Consider the following 16,204-nt stretch of genomic DNA (forward strand, 5'->3'; position numbering starts at 1 on the left):
GCATACTCGATATAAGGGGTAGCCTGTTGGTGGATACCGAGATCGGATGGATCGCACATGTCTTTTGACCTCGTTTTTTTCGGCGGTACAGGTGACCTGACTTGGCGCAAGCTCATGCCCTCACTGTTCCAAGCGTGGCGGCATGGCAAATTGCCCCGCGATGGCCGCATCCTGGGCGTGGCACGAGATGATCTGGACGATGCACGCTACCGCCAATGGCTGCAAGACAGGCTGCAAGAGGCCGACAGCGCCAAACGCCCCACCCCGGATGAATTTCGCCAGTTTGCCGAACAGGTGCATTACCTGCGCATGGACCTGTCGGTTGCGGCCGACTACGCGCGACTGACTCAATGGCTGGGCCAACGCCAAGCCGACACCACGGTCATGTATCTGGCCACCAGCCCGCACCTGTTTCCCGTCATCTGCCAGCAGTTGGGTGACTGCGGCCTCAATCACGACAAGGTTCGGGTCGTGTTGGAAAAGCCTCTGGGCCACGACCTGGCCAGTGCGCAGGAAATCAACCGAGCCGTGCGCGCGGTATTTTCCGAGCAGCAGGCCCTGCGCATCGACCACTACCTGGGCAAGCCCTCGGTGCAGAACCTCATGGCACTGCGCTTTGGCAACGTGCTGTTCGAACCGCTTTGGCGACGGGAAAGCATTGCCAACATCCAGATCACCTTGGCCGAAAGCATGGGGGTGGGCACCCGCGGCGACTTCTACGACCGCACCGGCGCCCTGCGTGACATGATTCAGAACCATGCCCTGCAGCTGCTGACGATGATGGCGATGGAACCGCCATCCAGCGCCGATGCCGATGCCATTCGCGACGAAAAGCTCAAGGTGCTGCGTTCGCTCAAGCCCTTTGACGCCCACACCGTCACGCGCGATGTGGTTCGGGGGCAATATCGCTCAGGTATGGTCCACGGCCAGACGGTGCCCGGCTACCTCGAAGAGGCCAAAGTCCCAGCCGACAGCCACACGGAAACATTCGTGGCCTTGCGCTGCGAAGTTCAGAACTGGCGTTGGGCAGGCGTGCCCTTCTATTTGCGTACAGGCAAGCGCATGGCCCATCGGCATGCGGAAATCGTGGTCAACTTCCGCGCCACGCCGCACCCCATCTTCCCAGGCTCGCAGGCCCCCAACAAACTGGTGATCAAACTGCAGCCCGAAGACGGTCTGGAACTGCATCTGCTGGCCGCCAAGGGCACTGTATCGAGCGCGTTGAGCGGCAGCGGCACCGAAGCCCTGTCCCCCGTGTCACTGGACCTGGACTTCGACAAAGCTTTCCCGACAGACCGCGTGGGCGCTTACGAACGCATGTTGCTCGATGCCCTGGCAGGCCGGCTCAATCTGTTCGTGCGCTCCGATGAGCAAGAACAGGCTTGGCGTTGGGTGGAGCCCATTCTGGAAGCGTGGCGACACGATCACCAATCGCTACGGCCCTACACGGCCGGCACCTGGGGGCCGCCTGCCGCGAGCGCCTTGGTGGCGCGCGACGGCTTCAATTGGGCCGAAGAAAGCTGAACCCGATCAGGCAGACTGCAGAAGCCCGTCGACGCCGTACAGGCGCGCCAGTTCGGTCAGCTTCGGGGGCAGGGATTGCACCGCAAAGGCGCGCCCTCGCGCGCGCGCCATGCGCTGACACTCCAACAGCACCGCCAAGGCGCTGGAATCAAACTGCTGCAATGCCGAACCGTCCACCGTCAGCATGGCGGCGTCCACATTACCCTGGGCGGCAGCCTTTTCCAGTGTCTGACGAAACAGACGCAGGACGGCAGGCACCTCGGCATGGGTGATCACGGCAGGCAGCATCAACATGGTCAACCCGCCTTCTTGGCAGCCAATTGCTTGTTGCGCTCGACGAGCTTGTTGATCAAACCATCGATACCCGAGGCCGAGACCTCTTGCGCAAAGGAGCTTTGGTAGGTCTGCACCAACCAGGCGCCCAGCACGTTCACGTCATACACCTTCCAGGTGTTGCCCGAACGCTCGAGGCGATAGTCGATCTGAATCGGTTCACCCTGGCCACGCACAATGGAGCGCACCACCACTTCGGTGTCCTCTGGACGAGCGCGCAAGGGGCGGTACTCGACCGTCTGATCCTTGATTTGAGCGGCAGCGCCAGCGTAGGTGTAGATCAACAGGTTCTTGAACTCTTCCTGCAAGCGCTTTTGCTGCTCGGGCGTGGCCTGACGCCAGTTTTTGCCCACAGCCGAAGCGGTCATGCGCTGGAAATTGACATGCGGCAGGATCTTGGCATCGATCACCGCAATGACCTTACGCAGATCACCGGCCTGAATGGCCTTGTCGCCACGAACCGTGGCGAAGACGTCGTTGGTGATGTCCTTGATGAAGGCATCGGCTGCCACACTGGCCTGAGCCTGAGTGGCTGGCGCAACGGGATCTGCCGCATGCGCCACAACAGCCACCGACGACAACGCCGCCGCCAGTACCAAAGTCCATTTCGTGTATTTCAAAAATCGCTCCTTCGAGTCAATCAGTCGGGGCTTCGTGGGCCCCTGATTGCTTCAACGCAAACACCCCAAGATCGGTAGACAAAGCTCACTCGCGTGAGGGGTCTTCCGCCGGCGGCACCTCTTCGTCATCCTCTTCGGGGGGATCGCCGTTGTAGACCAGGCTCTGCCTGCGCTGCAAGTACGCATCGCGAACAAAGGCATAAGGGTCCAGGGCCACATCCAGCATCAAATTGCTGGCATCGAGGTAATTCGATCGCAAGTTGACCACATTCAGCACCCGCACGCGGTTTTCGCTGGCGGCATTGTGCATGACGGTGGTGGGCGAAAAGTACATGTCGGCCGGCATGGCAAACGAGTCGCGCAAGGTCGAAGAGCCAAAAAACGGCCAGACGATGTATGCCCCCGGGGCCACCCCCCAACTACCCAAGGTCTGCCCGAAATCTTCGTCCTGGCGGTACAGGCGCATGGGCGTGGCCACGTCAAGGAGACCGGCCAAGCCGAACGTCGTGTTCACCCCGACCCGCATCACCCCCATGGTGCCATCGGCAAAACGCCCCTGAAGGAACAGGTTGGTGGTCGACAACATGTCTTTGAAGTTGCCGACAAAATTGCTCACACCGATGCGGAAGAACTCTGGCGTGACCGCTTTGTAGGCCTGCGCGACCGGCCGGACGACACGACGATCCAAGCCATCATTGAATGCGAAGACCTTTCGGTTCCACGACTCCAGCGGATCCGGATTCTGGCGAGTGGCACACCCGCTCACAGTCAAGGCAAGAAACAAGGCCCCCACGACGGCACGGGAACGAACCCTCGCCCGCCCTGCCAAGCTCTGCCTGTCATGGCTCATTTCGCCCCTCCGGAACCCGAGGTCGCGTCTGCCGCCTTGTTGTACAGGAACTGACTGATCAGGTTTTCCAGCACCACGGCCGACTGCGTCGACTTGATCGCGTCACCCTGCGCCAGGTTGGTTTCCTCGTAACCAGGCTCCAAGCCAATGTACTGCTCACCGAGCAAGCCGGCAGTCAGGATCTTGGCCGAGGTGTCTTTCGGAAAAGTGACACCCTGATTCAATGCCATCTCGACCTCGGCCTGATAGGTTTTGCTGTCGAAACGAATCGCCTGCACGCGCCCGACCACCACGCCAGCGCTCTTGACCGCCGCCTTGGGCTTGAGACCGCCAATGTTGTCGAACCGTGCCTTGACCACATACCCGGTGTCAAACGACAGCGTCAGCAAATTACCGGCCTTCAGAGCCAGAAACAGAATGGCCGCTGCGCCGATCAGCACAAACAAACCCACCCACACATCATGCTTTGAACGTTGCATGCTTGTCTTTCCTTGAATTGATGGCGATCAGATGGAGAACATCATGGCGGTCAGCACGAAATCGAGTGCCAGAACCGCCAAGGACGCCATCACCACCGTGCGTGTCGTGGCACGCGAAACCCCTTCAGGCGTCGGCTGGCACTCATAGCCTTGCAACAGCGCCACGAACGTGACGGTGAGCCCGAACACCACACTCTTGATGAAGCCGTTGCCGACGTCGGCCCAGACTTCAACGCCATTTTGCATTTGCGACCAGAACGCGCCCGGGTCGACCCCGATCATCACCACGCCGACAAACCAGCCCCCAATGATGCCTACTGCGGAAAACACCGAAGCCAACAAGGGCATCGCGATCACGCCGCCCCAGAACCGTGGCGCCAACACACGCTGAACCGGATCGACCGCCATCATTTCCATGGCGGACAACTGCTCGCCCGCCTTCATCAAGCCAATGCCTGCGGTCAGCGAGGTGCCTGCCCGGCCGGCAAACAACAGGGCCGCGACAACAGGCCCCAGTTCGCGGACCAGCGACAGAGCCACCATCAGGCCCAAGGCCTCACTGGATCCATAGCGTTGAAGGATGTAGTAGCCCTGCAAGCCCAGGACAAAGCCCACAAACAGCCCCGACACCACGATGATGGCCAGGGAGTGGTTGCCCAGGAAATGGATCTGCTCCCCCACCAATCGCGCACGGCGGAAGGTGGACCCGAGCATCATCAGCAGCTTCATGAACAGGCGTGTGGCGTAACCCACGTCAGCCACCTTGGCCCGCACCGCCTGACCAATCACAGAAGGACGCAAATAATGAAACAGCATCACCGCACTCCGTAATCAACGCCCGCATCAGGCGCTGGATGATGGAAGCGCACCGGACCATCAGGTGCGGCATGCACGAACTGGCGCACCAGCGGATCTTCGCTGGCACGCATTTCCACCGGCGAGCCTTGCGCCACGATGCGACCATTGGCGATCAGGACCACGTGGTCGGCAATCAGGAAGGTTTCCTCCACATCGTGCGACACGATCACGCTGGTCAGACCCATGGTGTCGTTCAACTCACGGATCAGGCGCGCAGCCACGCCCATCGAGATCGGATCCAAGCCAGCAAAGGGCTCGTCGTAGAGCATCAGTTCGGGGTCGAGTGCCATGGCACGCGCCAAGGCCACACGACGTGCCATGCCGCCAGAAATTTCACTGGGCATGAGGTCTCGCGCCCCGCGCAAGCCCACGGCGTTGAGCTTCATGAGCACCAGGTCGCGAATCAGGGCCTCGGGTAAACGGGTGTGCTCCCGCAAGGGAAACGCCACGTTCTCGAACACGCTCAGGTCGGTGAACAAGGCCCCGAACTGAAACAGCATGCCCATCCGGCGACGAGCCGCCATCAAGCCATCGGCGTCCAACTCGGCGAGATCCCGACCGTCCAGAAACACCTGACCCACCATCGGTGAAATCTGACGCCCTATCAAACGCAAAACGGTGGTCTTGCCACCGCCTGAGGTTCCCATCAACGCGACCACTTTGCCTTTGGGGACCACCAAGTTGATGTCCTGCAAGATCACGCGATCGCCATAGCCGCAGGTTACCCCTCGCAACTCGACCATGATGTCGGGCATGCGTGAGGGCAAAACGGAGTCAGGGAGCTGAAACTGATTGGGAGCCATGGGCAAAAAAATTGGCCGGTGCACCACACACCGGCCATCCAATCATAGGGGAAGAAAGAGGGTCAGGTGCCCGGCCCGCGGGGATGACACCACAGCGCGCTCGCAAATTCAAGCGAGCGCTTGACCATTTCCAAATTATCGTGGCAACGAAGTCGAGCCCATCAGGAACGCATCGACCTCGCGAGCAGCCTGACGGCCTTCGCGGATGGCCCAGACCACCAGCGATTGACCACGACGCACGTCGCCGGCGGCGAACACGCCCTCCACGTTGGTCTTGTAGCCACCGATGTCGGTCGAAGCCTTGGCGTTACCACGGCCGTCCTTCTCCACACCAAAGCCTTCCAGCAAGGTGTTGACGGGGTTGGTGAAGCCCATGGCCAGCAAAACCATGTCAGCCTTGTAGGACTTCTCCGTGCCGGGGATTTCCACGAACTTGCCGTCCTTGAACTCGACGTTCACGGTCTTCAAGCCGGTGACCTTGCCCTTTTCGCCGATGAATTCCTTCGTGGCGATGGCGAATTCGCGCACGCAACCTTCTTCATGGCTGGAAGAGGTACGCAGCTTCACGGGCCAGTAAGGCCAGGTCAGCTCCTTGTTCTCTTGCTCGGGCGGCATGGGCATCAGCTCGAACTGGGTCACGCTCTTGGCGCCATGACGGTTCGATGTACCCACGCAGTCGGAACCGGTGTCACCACCGCCGATGACGATCACGTCCTTGCCGTCGGCACGGAGCTGATCCTTCATCTTCACGCCAGCGTTGACGCGGTTTTGCTGGGGCAGGAACTCCATGGCGAAGTGGATGCCGTCCAGGTCGCGACCGGGCACGGGCAGGTCGCGCGATTGCTCAGCGCCACCAGCCAGGATCACGGCGTCGAAGTCCTTCTTCAGCTGTTCAGCCGAAACGGTTTCCTTGGCCCAGTTGGTGACCTTGGAGCCCTTGGGCATCTCTCCCACGATGACGTTGGTCTTGAAGACCACGCCTTCGGCTTCCATCTGCTTGACACGCTTGTCGATGTGAGCCTTGTCAAACTTGAAGTCAGGGATACCGAAACGCAGCAGACCACCAATGGTGTCGTTCTTCTCGAACACGGTCACGGCGTGACCGGCGCGAGCCAGCTGCTGAGCAGCGGCCATGCCAGCGGGGCCGGAGCCCACGATGGCAACCTTCTTGCCAGTCTTGACCTTGGCAGGCTGAGGCTTGATCCAGCCCTCTGCCCAAGCGCGATCCACGATCGCGTGTTCAATCGACTTGATGCCCACGGCATCGTTGTTGATGTTCAACACGCAAGCGGCTTCGCAAGGCGCGGGGCACACACGACCGGTGAAGTCGGGGAAGTTGTTGGTCGAGTGCAGAACCTCGATCGCGTTCTTCCAGTCGCCGCGGTACACCAGGTCGTTGAAGTCCGGGATGATGTTGTTGACCGGGCAGCCGCTGTTGCAGAAGGGCGTGCCGCAGTCCATGCAGCGCGCGCCTTGTTGCTTGGACTGCTCAGGCGTCAAACCAATGACGAACTCTTTGTAGTTTTTGACGCGCTTTTCAACGGCTTCGTAGCCTTCTTCCAGACGCTCAAATTCCAGAAAGCCAGTGACTTTTCCCATTTCAATTCACTCCTAACGTCCTGATCAGGCCTTGGCCTTGGTGGACTTGGCCTTGGCAACAGCGGCCGTGGCTTCTTGCTTGGCGCCCATTTCGGTCAGGGCACGGCGATACTCAGTCGGGAAGACCTTGACGAACTTGCCCATGGCGGTGGACCAGTTGTCGAGGATCTCGCGGGCACGGAGCGATCCGGTCCAGCGGTGGTGATCTTCGATGAGCTTCTTGAGCAAGGCTTCGTCGGTTTGACCCTTGTGCTGTGGGATACCGGCTTCAACTTGTTCAGCAGAAGGCAACACCTTGTCCAGCGACACTTGAGCGGTGTTGACGCGCTTGGCGAACTGACCGTCTTCGTCGAAGACGTAAGCCACGCCGCCGGACATACCGGCAGCGAAGTTACGGCCGGTCTTGCCCAACACGACGACGGTACCGCCGGTCATGTATTCGCAACCGTGGTCACCGGTGCCTTCCACCACTGCGGTGGCACCCGACAGACGCACGCCGAAACGCTCGCCGCCCACGCCGCGGAAGAAGGCCTCACCGCTGGTGGCACCGTACAGCACGGTGTTACCGACGATGATGTTCTCAGAAGCGTTGCCACGGAAGTCGATGCTGGGGCGAACCACCACGCGACCACCCGACAAGCCCTTGCCGGTGTAGTCGTTGGCTTCACCGATCAGGTACATGGTGATGCCCTTGGCCAGGAACGCGCCGAACGATTGACCGCCTGTGCCTTCCATCTGGATGAACACGGTGTCATCAGGCAGACCATCGGGATGGTGCTTGATCAACTCGCCCGACAGCATGGCGCCGACGGTGCGGTTCACGTTCTTGGCGACTTCCATGAACTTGACGGCTTCGCCACGCTCGATGGCGGGCTTGGCCTTCTCGATCAGGCGAACGTCCAGAGCCTTGTCCAGACCGTGGTCTTGGGTCGAGGTGTGCAGACGGGGAATGTCGGCAGGCACGGGAGGCAGCGCGAAGACGCGGCTGAAGTCCAGGCCTTGAGCCTTCCAGTGCTCGATGCCCTTCTTCATGTCCAACAGGTCAGCACGGCCAATCAGGTCGTCAAACTTGCGGATACCCAACTGAGCCATGATCTGACGTGCTTCTTCGGCGACGAAGAAGAAGTAGTTCACAACGTGCTCAGGCTTGCCAGAGAACTTCTTACGCAGGACAGGGTCTTGCGTGGCCACGCCCACCGGGCAGGTGTTCAGGTGGCACTTGCGCATCATGATGCAGCCTTCGACAACCAGCGGCGCGGTCGCAAAGCCGAACTCGTCAGCACCCAGCAGTGCACCCACGACCACGTCGCGGCCGGTCTTGATCTGACCGTCGGTTTGCACGCGCACTCGACCGCGCAGGCGGTTCAGCACCAGGGTTTGCTGTGTTTCAGCCAGACCCAGTTCCCATGGGGTGCCACAGTGCTTGATGGAGGACCAGGGCGATGCACCGGTACCACCGTCATGACCGGCGATCACGATGTGGTCGGCCTTGGCCTTGGCCACACCGGCTGCCACGGTACCCACACCCACTTCGGACACCAGCTTGACGGAGATGTCAGCCTTGGGGTTGACGTTCTTCAGATCGTGAATCAGCTGAGCCAAGTCTTCGATCGAATAAATGTCGTGGTGAGGAGGTGGCGAAATCAGACCCACGCCAGGCACGGAGTGACGCAGCTTACCGATGTACTCGGACACCTTGCCACCAGGCAACTGACCGCCTTCACCGGGCTTGGCACCCTGAGCCATCTTGATCTGGATCTGGTCAGCCGACACCAGGTACTCGGTGGTCACACCGAAGCGGCCCGATGCCACCTGCTTGATCTTGGAACGCAGGCTGTCGCCTTCCTTCATCTCGTAGTCAGCTTCGATGCGCGAGGCGCCAACCACGTCCGACACCTTGGTGCCGGCCTTGATGAAGATGCCCTTCATTTCGTCGCGATAACGGCGCTCGTCTTCACCACCTTCACCGGTGTTGGACTTGCCGCCGATGCGGTTCATGGCCAGAGCCAGGGTCGAGTGGGCTTCGGTCGAGATGGAGCCCAGCGACATGGCGCCAGTGGCGAAGCGCTTGACGATTTCCGAAGCGGGTTCAACTTCCTCGACAGGAATGGCCTTGGCGGGATCGATCTTGAACTCGAACAGGCCACGCAGGGTCAGGTGGCGCTTGCTCTGATCGTTGATGATCTGGGCGTATTCCTTGTAGGTGTCGAACTTGCCAGCACGGGTGGAGTGCTGCAGCTTGGCAATCGCGTCAGGCGTCCACATGTGCTCTTCGCCGCGGGTACGCCAGGCGTATTCGCCGCCAGCGTCCAGCATGTTGGCCAGCACAGGGTCGTCACCGAAAGCAGCCTTGTGGTTGCGGATGGCTTCTTCAGCCACTTCGAACACACCGATGCCGCCGACTTGCGTGGGGGTGCCACGGAAGTACTTATCGATCAGTTCCTTGTTCAGACCGATGGCTTCGAAGATCTGAGCACCACAGTACGACATGTAGGTGCTGATGCCCATCTTCGACATGATCTTCGAGAGACCCTTGCCGATGGCCTTGGTGTAGTTGTAGATGGCCTTCTCGGCAGACAGATCACCGGGCAGGTCCTTGGCCATTTCGGCCAGGGTTTCCATCGCCACATAGGGGTGAACGGCTTCGGCGCCATAACCAGCCAACACGGCAAAGTGGTGCACTTCGCGGGCGGTACCGGTTTCCACGACCAGACCGGTCGAGGTGCGCAGGCCCTTGCGAACCAGGTGGTGGTGGATGGCCGACAGGGCCAGCAGCGCAGGGATCGCAATGTTGTTGCGGTCCATCTTGCGGTCGGTCACGATCATGATGTTGTGACCGGACTGGATGGCTTCCACGGCTTCAGCGCACAGCGAGGCCAGACGGGCTTCCACCCCTTCGTGACCCCAGGCAGCTGGGTAGGTGATGTCGATTTCGTAGGGCTTGAACTTGCCGCCGGTGTGCTTCTCGATGTTGCGCAGGCGAGCCATGTCGTCGAAGTCCAGCACGGGCTGGGACACTTCCAAACGCATGGGTGGGTTCACCGCGTTGATGTCGAGCAGGTTGGGCTTGGGACCAATGAAGGACACCAGCGACATCACCACCGCTTCACGGATGGGGTCGATCGGTGGGTTGGTCACCTGGGCGAACAACTGCTTGAAGTAGTTGTACAGCGGCTTGTTCTTTTCAGACAGCACGGCCAGGGGCGAGTCGTTGCCCATGGAGCCGGTGGCTTCTTCGCCGTTCTGAGCCATGGGGGCCATCAGGAACTTGATGTCTTCCTGAGTGAAGCCGAAGGCTTGTTGACGGTCCAGCAGCGATTCAGAGAACTCGCCAGCGCTGCCCTTGGCATCGATGGTGTCCAGCTTGATGCGGACATTCTCGATCCATTGGCGGTAAGGCTTGGCCGAAGCGTATTGAGCCTTGAGCTCTTCGTCTTCGATGATGCGGCCTTGTTCGAAGTCGATCAGCAGCATCTTGCCGGGCTGCAGACGCCACTTCTTGACGATCTTGTTCTCGGGGATGGGCAGCACGCCGGACTCCGAAGCCAGCACGATCACGTCGTCATCGGTGATGATGAAACGAGCGGGACGCAGGCCGTTACGGTCCAGGGTGGCGCCGATCTGGCGACCATCGGTGAAGACCATGGCGGCAGGACCGTCCCAGGGCTCCATCATGGCAGCGTGGTATTCGTAGAAGGCGCGGCGGCGCTCGTCCATGGTGCTGTGTTGTTCCCAGGCTTCCGGGATCATCATCATGGCGGCTTGCGCCAGGGGGTAGCCAGCCATCACCAGCAGTTCGAGCGCATTGTCGAAGGTGGCGGTGTCAGACTGACCTTCCAGGCTGATGGGGTACAGCTTTTTCAGGTCGTCGCCCAGCACGGGGGACTTCATGACGCCTTCGCGAGCACGCATCCAATTGAAGTTACCCTTGACGGTGTTGATTTCACCGTTGTGAGCGACCATGCGGTAGGGGTGAGCCAGAGGCCACTCGGGGAAGGTGTTGGTCGAGAAGCGTTGGTGCACCAGCGCCAGTGCCGACACGACACGCTCGTCCTTCAGGTCGTTGTAGTACTTGCCAACTTGATCGGCCAGCAGCAGACCCTTGTAGATGATGGTGCGGCACGACATGCTGGGCACGTAGTACTCGGAACCATGGGTCAGGTTCAGGCTCTGGATCTTGCTGGAAGCCGTCTTGCGGATGACGTACAGCTTGCGCTCCAGGGCATCGGGCACCAGGATGTCAGGGCCGCGACCGATGAAGACCTGGCGGATGACAGGCTCTTTTTCGCGAACCAGCGGCGACATGGGCATGTCGCGGTCCACAGGCACATCACGCCAACCCAGCAGCACCTGGCCTTCGGCCTTGATGGCACGCTCGAGTTCTTGCTCACAAGCCTGGCGCGAAGCGCTTTCCTTGGGCAGGAAGATCATGCCGACGCCATATTCGCCGGGTGGAGGCAGCTCAACACCCTGCTTGGCCATTTCGGCGCGATAGAACTCGTCGGGAATCTGGATCAGCAGACCGGCACCGTCACCCATCAGGGGGTCGGCACCGACGGCGCCACGGTGGTCAATGTTCTCGAGGATCTTCAGACCCTGCTGAACAATGCTGTGCGCCTTCTGGCCCTTGATGTGCGCCACGAAACCAACGCCGCAGGCGTCGTGTTCAGCGTTGACGTACATGCCGTGCTCGGCTGCAGCCTGAATTTCCTGACGGGTGGCCATGGAAGTGGCGGCTGCGTCGGACACGGAATGAATGGGGAACGTCGTTCCCGAAGTCGCCTGGGTCATGTGGGCGCTCCAGATGTTAGTGTGGAAAAACAACACGGGGACCGGCGAGGATACTCCTGATTCTCAGGGTTTTCAAGCATTAATAAATAGGGTCAGACCATATTTACGGAATGCGCATTCTTCCTTACAAATAAATTAGGGACAGACCATCAGACCTGAGGCGGTTCCTGCTCTCTGGGAGGGCGCCCCCGACGCGACGGTGTCAAGCGCCGGCTCGTGGCAGTCTGCAGGCGGGCAATGTCAGGCGCAGACCCGACCGCCCAGCCCTTGGCCACCGCGTCGTGCAAGGCGCGACTCCGAGAGGGCGACAAGCCCTCTTCCAGGCGGCGCTTCCAGGCGGCGTCGCGCTCGAAGGGGGTGTTGCCGAGCGTCCAGAACTGGGCATGGTCACTGACCAGCGGGTCGGTACCGCGCCCAAGATGGTGCGCGGCGCTGGACCATGCCCCTGAGGGGTTCGCGACTTCGATCAGGACCATGCAATCGAGCAAATCCTGTGCCGAGGCCACCGGACATGATTTGTAGCGACTGGCCCAAAGTGATCCCTGGCGTTGGTGACGACGGTTGTAGTAACCCACGTAGTGACGCCCCACCGACTGCACCATCAGGCTCAAGCCGTTGTCGGTCGAGGGCGTCGCCAAAGCCGACCAACCCGAGTCAGTCAAGGCATAGGCATGCACGGACACCCGATGATCCTTGGCAGCCATGCGCAAGATCTCCAGCAAACGCTGGCGATCTGCATCGTCACGGACCAAGGTCTGGCCTTCATGCGTGGATTGAGTGAGCAGATGCGGCACACCGGCCAGTCCACCCCGGGCCTGTCTGGCCATGTCTGTCGTCCTTCCCTTTGAGTCAGCTTGGGTTTGATCGGGTGCGAGCTTCCCATTATCCAAACCCGACAGGCGAATTCCACCAGGCGGGACTGAGGGGAGAACACCCGACAGTCAATTGGTTCGGTTTCACCCCGCTTCAAGAGGCGTCGCTTTCACGGTGTCGGATTTTTTCTGACAAGCCCCTCAGCCTGCAACCGACGTGGATTACAGCGTGCGGCCTATTCAGAAAAAAAAGGGGGGTCTTCACAATCCGTTTCATGCTGATGCGAATTCAGCAGATGAAACAGACAAGCACAGACCACCTTCCAAATCGTTTTAAGGAGATTGACATGAACGCAGACCAAATCCTGATGGAAATCCGCGAAACCAATCTGTCTTACCTGATGCTGGCACAAAGCCTGATTCGCACCGACCGCGAGCAAGCTCTGTTCCGCCTGGGCATCTCCGAAGAAAGCGCCGCGACCATCGCTGCCCTGTCGCCCGCCCAGATCATGAAGATCGCTTCGAGCAACACCCTGCTGTGCCGCATGCGCATTGACGACGACATGGTGTGGAACCTGCTGACCAACCACGGCAAGTCGAACAACGACAGCGTGACCCGTCTGCACGCCAGCATCCTGATGGCCGGCCGCCACCAAGAAGCCGCCTGAGCCCACGCCACCACCGTCTTGCCCATTCTTGTTCAGGAGCCCACCATGCGCGCCAAGAGCCTGTTGACCGAAGCCAAGCAAATCGAAACCGCTGTCACCCTGATCAACCTGGGTGCCCGCCTGCAAGTGCTGGAATCGGAAACCGACTTGTCGTATGAGCGCTTGCTGCGCCTGTACAAGGAAGTGGCCGGGAAGTCGCCTTCGAAAGGCCAGTTGCCCTTCTCGACCGACTGGTTCATGACCTGGCAACCGAATATCCACTCTTCCCTGTTTCTCAACATCCACGAGTACCTGAACAAGGCGGCCGAGATGGATGAGATCCAGACCGTGATCAAGGCCTACCAGCTGTACCTGGAACAAACCCAGAATCAAGGCCTCGAAGCCCTGCTGTCGGTGACCCGCGCCTGGCGTCTGGTCAAGTTCATCGACAACGGCATGCTGACCATGACCAAGTGCTCCAAGTGCGGCGGTCACTTCGTCAGCCACCCACACGAAATTTCCCGTCACTTCGTATGCGGTCTGTGCAATCCCCCCGCTCGCGCCGGCAAGGGCAAGGCCGCTGGCGCACTGCACATGCACTGATCGCCAAGGAAGTCACGTTTGCGCATCCATCTGCGACGCATGGATGCTCAAGTTGTCCAGCCATCTGCCGAAACAGCAGATGGACGGTTTGGTAGTGAAGCGTCCTTGCTTGTCTCCTCCTAGCACAGTGTTGTGTGCTTTCTCGCGGGCCCCACAGGGCCCGCTTTTTTGTGTCATCCAGCGTTTTCACAAACAGAAAAGCGGGGACCTCGTGGCGTTGTTCACGGCATCCCGTTGTCAGGAAATGCCGATGATGTCAGCATGATTCGACCATTGCGTTAGAGACACCATGTTCGTCCTGATTGGCTACGTTGTATGTCTAGGCTGCATCTTTGGCGCCTACATCATCCACGGCGGGAACATGAGCGTGATCATTCACGCCATGCCCACCGAAATCATGGCCATTGGTGGCGGTGCCATCGGGGCTTTTCTGGTCAACAACCAGCCCAAAACCGTCAAGGCGGTGATGGCCAACCTGGGGCCTTTGTTCAAAGGCTCGAAGTACACCAAGGATCGGTACATGGAGCTGATGGCGATGCTCTATGAAATCCTGCAAAAGGTGCGCAAGGAAGGCCTGATGTCCATCGAAAAGGACGTCGAAGACCCGCACAACTCTGCGCTGTTCAAGAAATATCCGAACGTCGGGCACGACCACCACGTGATCGAGTTCATCACCGACTACCTGCGCATGATGGTCTCCGGCAACTTGAATGCCCACGAAATCGAGACCCTGATGGACAACGAAATCGAGACCCATCACCACGAAGGCCATGCGCCGGTGGCCGCAGTGGCTCGACTGGCTGGCGCCCTGCCCGCGTTCGGTATCGTGGCTGCGGTGCTGGGTGTGGTGAACACCATGGGTTCGGTGGGCCAACCTCCCGCTGTGCTGGGGGGCATGATCGGCTCCGCGCTGGTGGGCACCTTCCTGGGGATCTTGCTGGCTTACGGCGTGGTGGAACCGCTAGGCGGCCTGATGGAGCAGAAGCTCGACGAAGGCACCAAGGAATTCCAGTGCGTGAAGACCGTGCTGCTGGCCTCGATGCAAGGTTACGCCCCGCAGGTGGCCATTGAATTCGGCCGCAAGGTGCTCTACTCGACCGAGCGCCCCACCTTTGCGGAACTCGAAGCCCACGTCAAGAAGAAGTAAATCATGGCCGGCGATTCGAAGAAGGTTCAACCGATCATCATCAAGCGCATCAAGAAGGGCGGCCATGCCGCTCACGGTGGTGCGTGGAAGATCGCCTATGCCGACTTCGTGACCGCGATGATGGCCTTCTTCCTGTTGATGTGGCTGCTGGGGTCGACCACCGAAGGCGACCGCAAAGGCATCGCAGACTACTTCAACAGCCCCCTGAAGGTGGCCATGTTTGGCGGCGCCGGATCGGGCGACGCCACCTCGCTCATCAAAGGCGGCGGCACCAACCTCAGCGAAAGCGCGGGTCAGGTCAAAAAAGGGGCCTCCGAGCAGGCCGAGGTCAAGGCCCGGCGCAAAGCCATCCAGGCCGCCCAAGCCGCCGCAGAAGCCGCGCGCCTGAAGGTGGTCAAGGAAAAGGTTGAAGAAGTCATCGCCAATGACACTCGCCTGGCTCAATACAAATCCCAGATCCGACTGGATCTGACGGCAGAAGGCCTGCGGATCCAGATCGTGGACGACCAGAACCGCCCGATGTTTGCCAGTGGCGATGCAGAGGTGCAAGGCTATATGCGAGACCTCTTGCGCGCCATTGGTGCCGTGCTGGAGGTGGTCCCCAACCGCCTGACCATTGAAGGCCACACCGACGCCAAACCTTTCAGCGCGGGCGAGCGAGGCTACAGCAACTGGGAGTTGTCCGCGGATCGAGCCAACGCTTCCCGGCGAGAGTTAATTGCCGGAGGCTTGTCTGGCGACAAGGTGTTGCGCGTGCAAGGTCTGGCCGCCAGCATGCTGTACGAAAAAGACGACCCCATGAGCCCACTGAACCGCCGCATCAGCATCATCGTGATGAACCGCGCGGCAGAAGATCGCATGTTTGAAGCCGCTCAAATTGAGAGCGACTCGACCGCCCCCGCCGAAGACAACCCAACGCCCACAAAGGGCTCAAGCCCACCGTTGGTTGGTCGATAAGGCCTCTAGCGACATTTTTTGTCGAGACCCGTAACCACACCGCGGATTGAATCAAGGACAAGCCATGAGCAGCCCAGCCGACCTGAAATTTCTGATCGTGGATGACTTTTCCACCATGCGCCGCATCGTCCGCGGTTTGCTGAAAGAGATTGGCTACAACAACGCGGAAGAAGCCGAAGAC

14 protein-coding genes and 1 pseudogene are annotated in these 16,204 nt (G+C 60.0%); 6 read left to right on the top strand and 9 right to left on the bottom strand.

Translation table 11 applies throughout. From position 1 onward, the window contains the following. Positions 1–57 precede the first annotated feature (57 nt). Entirely contained in the window at positions 58–1,524 is a 1,467-nt protein-coding gene (gene zwf / locus VFW72_RS14430; protein ID WP_329674991.1) for a glucose-6-phosphate dehydrogenase, read from the top strand. Between the two features lie 6 nt (positions 1,525–1,530). Here zwf and VFW72_RS14435 read toward each other — a convergent pair whose 3' ends face one another. The 9 genes from VFW72_RS14435 to VFW72_RS14475 form a co-directional block, all read right to left on the bottom strand. After that, positions 1,531–1,818 carry an STAS domain-containing protein gene (locus VFW72_RS14435; protein WP_329674992.1) on the bottom strand — a complete coding sequence of 96 codons (288 nt, stop codon included), beginning with the start codon at positions 1,816–1,818 and terminating at the stop codon, positions 1,531–1,533. A 2-nt stretch (positions 1,819–1,820) separates the two neighbouring features. Further along, complete coding sequence (locus VFW72_RS14440) at positions 1,821–2,477, bottom strand: MlaC/ttg2D family ABC transporter substrate-binding protein (protein WP_414638809.1); 657 nt, start codon at positions 2,475–2,477, stop codon at positions 1,821–1,823. An 85-nt stretch (positions 2,478–2,562) separates the two neighbouring features. Beyond that, on the bottom strand, positions 2,563–3,327 hold the full coding sequence (locus VFW72_RS14445) for a VacJ family lipoprotein (protein WP_329674993.1): 765 nt from the start codon (positions 3,325–3,327) through the stop codon (positions 2,563–2,565). Beyond that, entirely contained in the window at positions 3,324–3,806 is a 483-nt protein-coding gene (gene mlaD / locus VFW72_RS14450) for an outer membrane lipid asymmetry maintenance protein MlaD (protein ID WP_329674994.1), read from the bottom strand. Before mlaD ends, VFW72_RS14445 begins: the two co-directional genes overlap by 4 nt. A 27-nt stretch (positions 3,807–3,833) precedes the next feature. Then, complete coding sequence (mlaE, locus tag VFW72_RS14455) at positions 3,834–4,622, bottom strand: lipid asymmetry maintenance ABC transporter permease subunit MlaE (protein ID WP_329674995.1); 789 nt, start codon at positions 4,620–4,622, stop codon at positions 3,834–3,836. After that, entirely contained in the window at positions 4,622–5,419 is a 798-nt protein-coding gene (locus VFW72_RS14460) for an ABC transporter ATP-binding protein (RefSeq protein WP_329674996.1), read from the bottom strand. Before VFW72_RS14460 ends, mlaE begins: the two co-directional genes overlap by 1 nt. 183 nt (positions 5,420–5,602) lie before the next feature. After that, a complete protein-coding gene (locus VFW72_RS14465; RefSeq protein WP_329674997.1) occupies positions 5,603–7,066 on the bottom strand; it encodes a glutamate synthase subunit beta in 1,464 nt (487 codons plus the stop codon). 24 nt (positions 7,067–7,090) lie between these two features. Further along, positions 7,091–11,791 carry a glutamate synthase-related protein gene (locus tag VFW72_RS14470; RefSeq protein ID WP_329675021.1) on the bottom strand — a complete coding sequence of 1,567 codons (4,701 nt, stop codon included), beginning with the start codon at positions 11,789–11,791 and terminating at the stop codon, positions 7,091–7,093. Positions 11,792–12,006: 215 nt separating this feature from the next. After that, the gene (locus VFW72_RS14475; protein ID WP_329674998.1) at positions 12,007–12,684 is read right to left on the bottom strand and encodes a transposase; all 678 of its coding nucleotides are present in this window, start codon (positions 12,682–12,684) and stop codon (positions 12,007–12,009) included. 332 nt (positions 12,685–13,016) lie between these two features. Between VFW72_RS14475 and flhD the strand changes: the two genes are divergently transcribed. The 5 genes and pseudogenes from flhD to VFW72_RS14500 form a co-directional block, all read left to right on the top strand. Continuing rightward, entirely contained in the window at positions 13,017–13,337 is a 321-nt protein-coding gene (gene flhD, locus VFW72_RS14480; protein WP_329674999.1) for a flagellar transcriptional regulator FlhD, read from the top strand. Between the two features lie 45 nt (positions 13,338–13,382). Further along, complete coding sequence (gene flhC, locus VFW72_RS14485; protein WP_329675000.1) at positions 13,383–13,919, top strand: flagellar transcriptional regulator FlhC; 537 nt, start codon at positions 13,383–13,385, stop codon at positions 13,917–13,919. 289 nt (positions 13,920–14,208) lie between these two features. Next, positions 14,209–15,066 (top strand): flagellar motor stator protein MotA, encoded by an 858-nt coding sequence (gene motA, locus VFW72_RS14490; protein ID WP_329675001.1) that lies wholly within the window; start codon positions 14,209–14,211, stop codon positions 15,064–15,066. Positions 15,067–15,069: 3 nt separating this feature from the next. Continuing rightward, a complete protein-coding gene (gene motB, locus VFW72_RS14495) occupies positions 15,070–16,023 on the top strand; it encodes a flagellar motor protein MotB (protein ID WP_329675002.1) in 954 nt (317 codons plus the stop codon). A gap of 64 nt (positions 16,024–16,087) precedes the next feature. Further along, positions 16,088–16,204, top strand: a pseudogene (locus VFW72_RS14500) (two-component system response regulator); the annotation flags it as partial.

The sequence above is a fragment of the Aquabacterium sp. genome, from assembly GCF_036273115.1.
Lineage (GTDB): Bacteria > Pseudomonadota > Gammaproteobacteria > Burkholderiales > Burkholderiaceae_C > Aquabacterium.

Bases quoted from the DNA above. Each gene is read 5' to 3' on its own strand.
- zwf (WP_329674991.1), top strand. From the start codon at position 58: ATGTCTTTTGACCTCGTTTTTTTCGGCGGTACAGGTGACCTGACTTGG.
- VFW72_RS14435 (WP_329674992.1), bottom strand. From the start codon at position 1,818: ATGTTGATGCTGCCTGCCGTGATCACCCATGCCGAGGTGCCTGCCGTC.
- VFW72_RS14445 (WP_329674993.1), bottom strand. From the start codon at position 3,327: ATGAGCCATGACAGGCAGAGCTTGGCAGGGCGGGCGAGGGTTCGTTCC.
- mlaD (WP_329674994.1), bottom strand. From the start codon at position 3,806: ATGCAACGTTCAAAGCATGATGTGTGGGTGGGTTTGTTTGTGCTGATC.
- mlaE (WP_329674995.1), bottom strand. From the start codon at position 4,622: ATGCTGTTTCATTATTTGCGTCCTTCTGTGATTGGTCAGGCGGTGCGG.
- VFW72_RS14460 (WP_329674996.1), bottom strand. From the start codon at position 5,419: ATGCCCGACATCATGGTCGAGTTGCGAGGGGTAACCTGCGGCTATGGC.
- VFW72_RS14465 (WP_329674997.1), bottom strand. From the start codon at position 7,066: ATGGGAAAAGTCACTGGCTTTCTGGAATTTGAGCGTCTGGAAGAAGGC.
- VFW72_RS14470 (WP_329675021.1), bottom strand. From the start codon at position 11,791: ATGGCCACCCGTCAGGAAATTCAGGCTGCAGCCGAGCACGGCATGTAC.
- VFW72_RS14475 (WP_329674998.1), bottom strand. From the start codon at position 12,684: ATGGCCAGACAGGCCCGGGGTGGACTGGCCGGTGTGCCGCATCTGCTC.
- flhD (WP_329674999.1), top strand. From the start codon at position 13,017: ATGAACGCAGACCAAATCCTGATGGAAATCCGCGAAACCAATCTGTCT.
- flhC (WP_329675000.1), top strand. From the start codon at position 13,383: ATGCGCGCCAAGAGCCTGTTGACCGAAGCCAAGCAAATCGAAACCGCT.
- motA (WP_329675001.1), top strand. From the start codon at position 14,209: ATGTTCGTCCTGATTGGCTACGTTGTATGTCTAGGCTGCATCTTTGGC.
- motB (WP_329675002.1), top strand. From the start codon at position 15,070: ATGGCCGGCGATTCGAAGAAGGTTCAACCGATCATCATCAAGCGCATC.